The 8,243-nt window shown below is 62.8% G+C and carries 7 protein-coding genes; 6 read left to right on the forward strand and 1 reads right to left on the reverse strand.

What is annotated here, in order from left to right:
• From APH30_RS25020 to APH30_RS25045, 6 genes are all read left to right on the forward strand, one after another.
• Positions 1-601, forward strand: a 601-nt coding sequence (locus tag APH30_RS25020) for a type I glyceraldehyde-3-phosphate dehydrogenase (RefSeq protein WP_177333792.1), incomplete at its 5' end; no start/stop codon positions are given.
• 191 nt (positions 602-792) lie between these two features.
• The gene (locus tag APH30_RS25025; protein WP_054881596.1) at positions 793-1,305 is read left to right on the forward strand and encodes an RNA polymerase sigma factor; all 513 of its coding nucleotides are present in this window, start codon (positions 793-795) and stop codon (positions 1,303-1,305) included.
• 90 nt (positions 1,306-1,395) lie between these two features.
• The gene (locus APH30_RS25030) at positions 1,396-2,358 is read left to right on the forward strand and encodes a FecR domain-containing protein (protein WP_047150079.1); all 963 of its coding nucleotides are present in this window, start codon (positions 1,396-1,398) and stop codon (positions 2,356-2,358) included.
• Positions 2,359-2,538: 180 nt separating this feature from the next.
• Positions 2,539-5,127: a TonB-dependent receptor gene (locus APH30_RS25035; RefSeq protein WP_054914058.1), complete on the forward strand. Its 2,589-nt coding sequence runs from the start codon at positions 2,539-2,541 to the stop codon at positions 5,125-5,127.
• 160 nt (positions 5,128-5,287) lie between these two features.
• A complete protein-coding gene (locus APH30_RS25040; RefSeq protein ID WP_054914059.1) occupies positions 5,288-5,881 on the forward strand; it encodes a biliverdin-producing heme oxygenase in 594 nt (197 codons plus the stop codon).
• A 54-nt stretch (positions 5,882-5,935) separates the two neighbouring features.
• Positions 5,936-6,349, forward strand: coding sequence for a YbaN family protein (locus tag APH30_RS25045; RefSeq protein WP_054890324.1), 414 nt, complete (start codon positions 5,936-5,938; stop codon positions 6,347-6,349).
• On the opposite strand, the gene arcD is transcribed toward APH30_RS25045, so the two are convergent.
• Positions 6,329-7,756: an arginine-ornithine antiporter gene (gene arcD / locus APH30_RS25050; RefSeq protein ID WP_054914060.1), complete on the reverse strand. Its 1,428-nt coding sequence runs from the start codon at positions 7,754-7,756 to the stop codon at positions 6,329-6,331. The genes APH30_RS25045 and arcD overlap by 21 nt on opposite strands.
• Between the last annotated feature and the right edge of the window lie 487 nt (positions 7,757-8,243).

The following is an 8,243-nucleotide window of genomic DNA, read 5'->3' on the forward strand; positions in this document are numbered from 1 at the left end:
GTACGGGGTCAACCATGACGTGCTGCGGGCTTCGCACCAGGTCATTTCCAACGCCTCGTGCACCACCAACTGCCTGGCACCGATCGCCCAGGTGCTGCACCGCGAGTTCGGCATCGAGCAAGGCCTGATGACCACCATCCACGCCTATACCAACGACCAGGTGCTGACCGACGTTTACCACAGCGACCCGTACCGCGCGCGCTCGGCAACCCAGTCGATGATCCCCAGCAAGACCGGCGCGGCCGAGGCGGTAGGCCTGGTATTGCCGGAACTGGCCGGCAAACTGACCGGCATGGCCGTCCGGGTGCCGGTGATCAACGTGTCGCTGGTGGACCTGACCGTGAACCTCAAGCGCGAGGCCACCGCCGAGCAGGTCAACCAGTTGTTCCTTGAGGCGAGCAAGCATTCCAAGGTCTTGGGCTACAACGCGTTGCCATTGGTTTCCTGCGATTTCAACCACAACCCGCTGTCGTCGATCTTCGATGCCAACCACACCCGCGCCAACGGGCGCATGCTCAAGGTGCTGGCCTGGTATGACAACGAGTGGGGCTTCAGCAACCGCATGCTGGATAACTGCCTGGCGTTGTGCAGGGCACGGTGAGCCTGACGGGGCACTTTTGGCGCCTGTGAGACCCGGCGCCGCGCAGGCGGCGCTCGGTCTCGAATACACAGAACATCCTCCCCCAGCCACCAGCGGGCTCACAATCTTTACCTTTTCCTAACATTTCCAGACTTGACCTTCTGCATAGATGATAAGCATTATCATTAGCTTTTGGTCGGTCAGGTCTTCTCGTGAGTCAGTCCCGGTTCAACGCCGTCTTCCTCCTCCAGCGCCTTTCCCTGCTGCGCACCCTGCAGCGCATGGTCGGCAACCCCAGCACCGCCGAGGACCTGCTGCAGGAAACCTACCTGCGGGTGTCGCGCGCCTTGGGCGAGCGGCCTGTCGAGCACATCGAACCTTTCGTGTTCCAGACGGCCCGCAACCTGGCGCTCGACCACCTGCGCGCCCGCCGGGTGCAGGCCCGCATGCTGGTCGACGACGTGCCCGACGAGGTGCTGCACAGCGTGGCCGCACCGGCCAGCAGCAGCGAGGATGCCGCGCACGCCGAACAACTGCTCAAGCACCTGAGCATCAGCCTGAACCAGCTGAGCGAGCGCCAGCAGCGCATCTTCATTCTCAGCCGCCTGCATGGCGCCACCTACCTGGAAATTGCCGAGCAACTGAATGTTTCGGCCAGTACGGTACAAAAGGAACTGAAGCTGATCATGGCCATCTGCATGGGCGTCGCCGAGCGCCTGAAGTGAACCGGCCGCTGGCCAGCCCCTCAACGTAAAGCCCTTGCCACACCACGCCGCAGCCTTGATCATTTGCAAAAAACCACGCAAGGATTCCCCGTGACCGACAGCCCCGCCCCTCGCCCGTCACCTGCCGGGCCCAATGCCCGTGCGCGTGCCATGGACGAGGCGCTGGAATGGCTGGTACGCCTGCAAGGCGCCGATGCCGACGACACCCTCGCCTTCCAGGCCTGGTTGAGCGCAGCGCCAGAAAACGCCGAAGCCTATGTCGAGGCAGAAGCGCTGTGGAACGGTATGCCGCTGCACCAAGTGGCCACGCAGATGCACCGGCAGCAGCGCCGGTCGTGGCGCGGGCGCCTGCGCAGCCACTGGAAGCCGTTGGCGACGGCAGCCGTGCTGCTGGTTGGGCTGGTGACCTTCGGCAACCTGCCGACACGCCTGCAGGCCGACCACCTGACCGTGGTCGGCGAACGCCAGCGCCTGCAACTGGACGATGGCGCAAAGGTGCTGCTGAACACCAATTCGGCGTTCGCCAGTGACCGCCGCGGCGGCCGCCAGGTCGCGCGCCTGCTGCAGGGTGAAGCCTACTTTCAGGTGCCGCAGAATGCGCCGATGCCGTTGGAAGTCCAGGCCGGGCCATTGCGCGCGCAAGCACGCGATACCGATTTCGCCGTGCGCTACCTCAACGGTGAAGCGCAACTGCGGGTACAGCGCGGCGATGTCGACCTGCAAGGTGCGCGTGACCAGCGCATACGCCTCAGCGCTGGCGACAGCATCAGTGTGGGCCCCCAGGGCATTGGCCAGCGCCAGCGCCCCGACATGCACAAGGACCTGGCCTGGGTCGATGGCCGCCTGGTGTTCGAAAACTGCCCGCTGAGCCAGGTACTGGCCGAAGTCCGGCGCTATTACCCCGGCTGGATCATCAACCGCAATACCCAGCTGGATGACGTTGCCGTAACCGGCAACTACCGCCTCGACCAGCCGCTGGAAACCCTGCGCGCGCTGGCTCACATCACCTCCGCCCAGTTGCATGAGTACCCGGCGCTGGTCATCCTGAACTGACTGTTTGCCTCCCCTACGGCCACGTCGCCGCGCAGCCCGGCATGCCTGTTCAAAGCTTTTGCATTTATTTTTACGCGGTTCTGCGCCCCCATCCGTCTCGTTATAGCCAATGCAACTGATTCTTGTTTAACAAACGAGAACAGACACCTATAACTGTCTGCACGTTTGGGAGCGCTTCCGATGTACACAGGTATTACCCGCTCGTCTTCCCTTCCCCGCCGTACCGGGCAGCTTTCGCTGCTGACCTTGGCATTGCTCGCCAGCGGCGCCTGCAGCCTGCCGGCGCTGGCTGCCGAACCGGCCCGCGCCAGCAGCCCGCGCATGGGCGATTACCGCTTCAGCATCGGCCAGCAACCGCTGGTGTCGGCCATCAACGCCTTCAGCCAGGTCACCGGTTGGCAGGTTGGCTTCAGCGCCGAGTTGGCCGAAGGCGTGGCCTCACCCGGTGTACAGGGTGCGCTGCCGCCAGATGCCGCGCTCAAGCGCCTGTTGCAGGGCACCGGGCTGAGCTTTCGCAAGATCGGCAATGCCAATGTGGTACTCGAACGCCAGGCCGCGAACAATGTGATCGCGCTGCAGCAAGTGACCGTCAGCGCCACCCGCAGCGCCCAGGACGTGAGCCAGGTGCCGAGCACGGTCAGCGTGCAGACCCGAGCGCAACTGGACCGCCAGAACGTCAACAACATCCAGGACCTGGTGCGTTACGAACCGGGTGTGTCGGTGGCCGGCACCGGCCAGCGCAGTGGCCTGAACGGCTACAACATTCGCGGCATCGACGGCGAGCGGATTCTCACCCAGGTCGACGGTGTGGCGATCCCCGACAGTTTCTTCTACGGCCCCTACGCGCAAACCCAACGCAACTATGTCGACCCGGAAATCGTCAAGCGCGTGGAAATCCTGCGCGGCCCGGCCTCGGTGCTGTATGGCAGCAATGCGATCGGCGGCGCGGTCAGCTACTTCACCCTCGACCCCGACGACATCATCAAGCCAGGCAAGGATGTTGGCGCACGCCTGAAAAGCGGTTACAGCTCGGCGGACGAAAGCTGGCTGACCTCGGCCACCGTCGCCGGGCGCCAGGGCGATGTCGACGGCCTGCTGCACCTGAGCCAGCGCAATGGCCACGAGACCGAAACCCAAGGCCACCACAGCGGCGCAGGCCTGGCCCGTACCGAAGCCAACCCGATGGACGTGCGCACCACCAACGTGCTGGCCAAGGCAGGCTGGAACTACGCTGACGACGCCCGCATGGGCGTTACTTACGAGCGCTACAAGGACGACCGCGACCAGAACATCCTCAGCGCCGCGGGAGGGCCGTTCATACCCGGGTTCGGTGGCATGGGCTACTACAAGGCGCGCAGCGGCAACGACACCATCACCCGCGAACGCTTCGGCATCAACCATGAGTTCGGCCTGGACACGCTGTTCGCTGACCAGGTGAAGTGGAGCCTGAACTACCAGGTCGCCAAGACCGACCAGCACACCGATGAAATCTATGCGCCACCTGGCCGCCAGGTACTGCGCACCCGCGACACCCGTTACAAGGACCGCCAGTGGGTGTTCGATGCCCAGCTGGACAAAGCCTTCAGCATCGGCAGCACCGACCACTTGCTGACCTACGGCACCACCCTCAAGCACGAGAAAATCACCGGTTCGCGCAGTGGCACGGGCACCTGCCTGGCCGTAGGCTCGGGTTGCGCTGCCGCCGGCGCGCCGCGCCCGGCCGACGGCCAGGTGCTGGTCAGTGATTTCCCGGACCCGACCGTGAACACCTACAGCCTGTTCGTGCAGGATGAAATCCGCTGGAACCGCTGGACCTTCCTGCCAGGCGCCCGTTACGACTACACGCGCATGCAGCCCAAGTTCACCGAGGCGTTTCTGCGTGGCCTGGAGTCCACCGCCACGGCGCCCACCTCCCAGGACGACTCGGACAAGACGTGGCACCGCGTCTCGCCCAAGTTCGGCCTGACCTACGCCTTCGATGACCACTACACCTGGTACGGCCAGTACGCTGAGGGCTTCCGCACGCCGACCGCCAAGTCCATGTACGGGAAATTCGTCAACCTAGACCAAGGCTACCGGGTAGAAGGCAACCCAGGGCTGGAGCCTGAAAAGAGCAAGGGCTATGAAACCGGCCTGCGCGGCAACTTCGACGCCGGCAACTTCGACGTGGCGGTGTTCTACAACAAGTACCGCGACTTCATCGACGAAGACGCCGTGCAGAGCGCCAACCTGGAACAGACCTTCCAGGCCAACAACATCAAGCACGCCACCATCAAGGGCGCCGAGGTCAAGGGCCGCCTCAACCTTGACCACTTCGGAGCGCCACAAGGCCTGTATACCCAGGGCTCGATTGCCTACACCTATGGCCGTAACGATGACACCGGCGAACCGCTGAACACGGTCAACCCGCTCAAAGGCGTGTTCGGCCTGGGTTACGAGCAACACAACTATGGTGGCTTGCTGAGCTGGACGCTGGTCAAGCGCAAGACCCGGGTCGACGACAGCACCTTCTACTCGCCAGACGGTTCGAGCACGAAGTTCCGCACGCCAGGCTATGGCGTGCTGGACCTGACCGGTTTCTACAAGGTGACCGACGACGTCACCATCAACGCCGGGCTGTACAACCTGACCGACAAGAAATACTGGCAGTGGGACTCGGTACGCAGCTATGACGGCCAGGGTGAAGCGGCTGTGACCCAGCCGGCCAACATCGACCGTTTGAGCATGCCGGGGCGCAACTTCGGCATCAATGTGGTGTGGGATATCTGAAGGTTTCAGGTTTGCAGCGCCTGTGGGATCAGGCGCCGCCCGCGCGGCGCCCGATCCCACAGGCAACGCAATGACCCGTCTGTACATACCCGTTTTTTTTACTGTTCCGCCCCCGCTGCTTCGTCTTGTCTCTAGACGCCCTCTTTCCAAGGACTGCCCCATGACCGACCGCCCAGCCTTGCGCTCCCAGCGCCTGAACCAGATCACCCATGCCCCGCACGCCGAGCTGGATGCCCTGGTCAAATCCCACGCCCCATTCGACAGCCGCGAAAGTTTCGCCCGCTTCGTGGTCGCCCAGTACCTGTTCCAATCCGAGCTGCAGGCCCTGTACAACGACCCGCAACTGATCGCCATCGTCCCCGACCTGGCCGCGCGCTGCCGGGCCGACCAAGCCCGCCTCGACCTTGCCGACCTCGACACCCAGGTGCCGGCCGCGGTGCCGGGTGCCTTGGCCAATCCGAGCCTGGGCGAGGCAATGGGCTGGATCTTCGTCTCCGAAGGCTCCAAACTGGGCGCTGCGTTTCTGATCAAACGGGCCGCAGCGCTGGGCCTGTCCGACAGCTTCGGCGCCCGGCACCTGGGCGAGCCGGCCGGTGGCCGTGCCGAAGGCTGGAAGCAGTTCACCCGCATCCTGGATGCCCTGGACCTGTCGGCCGAAGAAGACGCGGCTGCCGAGCGCGGCGCAGTAGCGGCATTCGAGCGCTTCACCGAGCTGCTCAAGCATGCCGATGCTGCAGATGCTGCGCTGGTTTGATACGCCTTGGCCGGCCACCCTTCCGGTGGCCGCACCGTTTTTTGCAGTGAGACCATGACCCGACCCGCCCGCTCGAAACTCGCCCGCCTGCTGTATGGAATACTGGCTTACGTGAGCCTGGGGGTGGGTCTGGTCGCGATCGTCATTCCCGGCCTGCCAACCACCGAATTCATCCTGCTGGCAGCGTGGGCTGCAACGCGCAGTTCGCCACGGTTGTCGGCCTGGCTGGAAAACCACCGCCTGTTCGGGCCGATTCTGTACAACTGGCGCAACGGCAAGGTGATCCAGCGCCGCGCCAAGGTCAGCGCTACCCTCAGCATGCTGCTCTGTGCAGGCCTGATGCTGACCTTTCTTGAACACCACTGGCCGGTATTCCTCGCCATCGCCGGCATGACCCTGGGCAACCTGTGGATCTGGTCACGCCCGGAGCACGCCTGCACAGCCCCGTCACAAGCTCAGCAACCCTGAGTACAGGGCGTAGGCGGCCAGCGCCGCGCCTGCCAGCACGGCCGCGAAAATCAGCTTTTCCCACGTGGTGAACAGGGTTTGCCGCTGCTCATGCTTGGCCCTGGCGAACAGGATCACGCCCGGGGCATACAGCAACGCCGACAACAGCAGGTACTTGAGCCCGCCGGCATACAGCAGCCAGATGGCGTAGAGCAAGGCAACCAGCGCCACCAGCACGTCTTTGCGCCGCAACCGTGGCTGCGCGGCGTAGCTCTCGCCACGCACCGCCAGCAGCAGCGCATAGGCCGCCGACCACAGGTAAGGCACCAGGATCATCGACGACGCCAGGTAGATCAGGCTGGTGTAAGTGCCGGCCGAGAACAACGTGATCAGCAGGAAACCCTGGATCATGCAGTTGGTGAGCCACAGGGCATTGGCCGGTACATGGTTGGCGTTTTCCTTGGCCAGGAAGCGCGGCATGGTCTTGTCACGAGCGGTGGCGTAAAGAATCTCGGCACACAACAATGCCCAGGAAAGCAACGCCCCCAGCAGCGAAACCGCCAAGCCGATACTGATCAGCAATGCGCCCCAAGGGCCAACGATATGCTCCAGCACCGACGCCAGCGAAGGGTTCTGCAAACCGGCAAGCTCCGGCTGGGTCATCACCCCGAGGGACAGCACGTTGACCAGCACCAGCAGCGCCAGCACACCGAGAAAGCCTAGGACCGTGGCCTTGCCCACATCGGAGCGGCGCTGGGCCCGCCCGGAGTAGACGCTGGCGCCCTCGATGCCGATGAACACGAATACGGTCACCAGCATCATGTTGCGCACCTGCTCCAGCACACCTCCGAACTGAGGGTTGCTCAACCCCCAGATATCACGGGTGAAGATATCGGCGCGGAAGGCGAATGCGGCAATCACCACGAAAATCAGGATGGGCACCACTTTGGCCACGGTGGTCACCTGGTTGATGAACGCCGCCTCCTTGATGCCGCGCAAGACCAGGAAGTGCACCGCCCACAGCAGGACTGAGGCACAACCGATGGCGACAGGCGTGTTGCCCTCGCCAAATACAGGGAAGTAGAAACCCAGGGTGCTGAACAGCAGCACGAAGTAGCCGACGTTGCCCAGCCAGGCACTGATCCAGTAGCCCCATGCCGATGAAAAGCCCATGTAGTCGCCAAAACCGGCCTTGGCGTAGGCGTACACCCCCGAGTCCAGTTCCGGCTTGCGGTTGGCCAGGGTCTGGAACACGAAGGCCAAGGCCAGCATGCCCACCGCAGTGATGGCCCAGCCGATCAGCACCGCCCCTACATCGGCACGCGCCGCCATGTTCTGCGGCAACGAGAATATCCCGCCGCCAATCATCGAGCCGACCACCAACGCGATCAGCGCGCCCAAGCGTAGCTTCTGACCCGGTTCGCTCATGTATCCCCCGTTTTTTTCGCCAATGTCATACGAATGCAACAGCGTTCGCGGCCATATAGAAACGCTTGCTTATAGTGAACCCATTCACAAAAAGACGCGCGGTAATAACAGTTTTATCTATAAATAGATCCTGTAAAAACTAGCAGCTAGATAGTCACTGGAAAAGAAATTGATAAAAGTCGAAATATGCGTAAAAAAGTGGCGAAAGCCGCGAAAGCGACTAGCGTCAAGCATCGCAGGTTGAACAGAGCGTTTGCTCTAGAATGACATGGAGGTGCCAGTGCGCAAGGCCTGCAGCTTGAGATGTCGGCACACTCCAGGAGCACCGTGAAGGTTTTTTCCTACTTCACGGCACCATGACCTGACCCACGTCAGCGAATGGCTGAGACGGCGGATTTATGCTGTCGTCAACTTTCTCCTGGCAGGAGTTGTTAAATGTCTGATTCATCCGGAAAATTGAAACTCGGTGCATTAGTTGCACTCGTGG

It is taken from the genome of Pseudomonas sp. NBRC 111127, assembly GCF_001320345.1.
Classification (GTDB): Bacteria; Pseudomonadota; Gammaproteobacteria; order Pseudomonadales; family Pseudomonadaceae; genus Aquipseudomonas; species Aquipseudomonas juntendi.

Coding starts and splice junctions, on each gene's coding strand:
- APH30_RS25035 (WP_054914058.1), top strand. CDS start 2,539: ATGTACACAGGTATTACCCGCTCGTCTTCCCTTCCCCGCCGTACCGGG.
- APH30_RS25040 (WP_054914059.1), top strand. CDS start 5,288: ATGACCGACCGCCCAGCCTTGCGCTCCCAGCGCCTGAACCAGATCACC.
- APH30_RS25045 (WP_054890324.1), top strand. CDS start 5,936: ATGACCCGACCCGCCCGCTCGAAACTCGCCCGCCTGCTGTATGGAATA.
- arcD (WP_054914060.1), bottom strand. CDS start 7,756: ATGAGCGAACCGGGTCAGAAGCTACGCTTGGGCGCGCTGATCGCGTTG.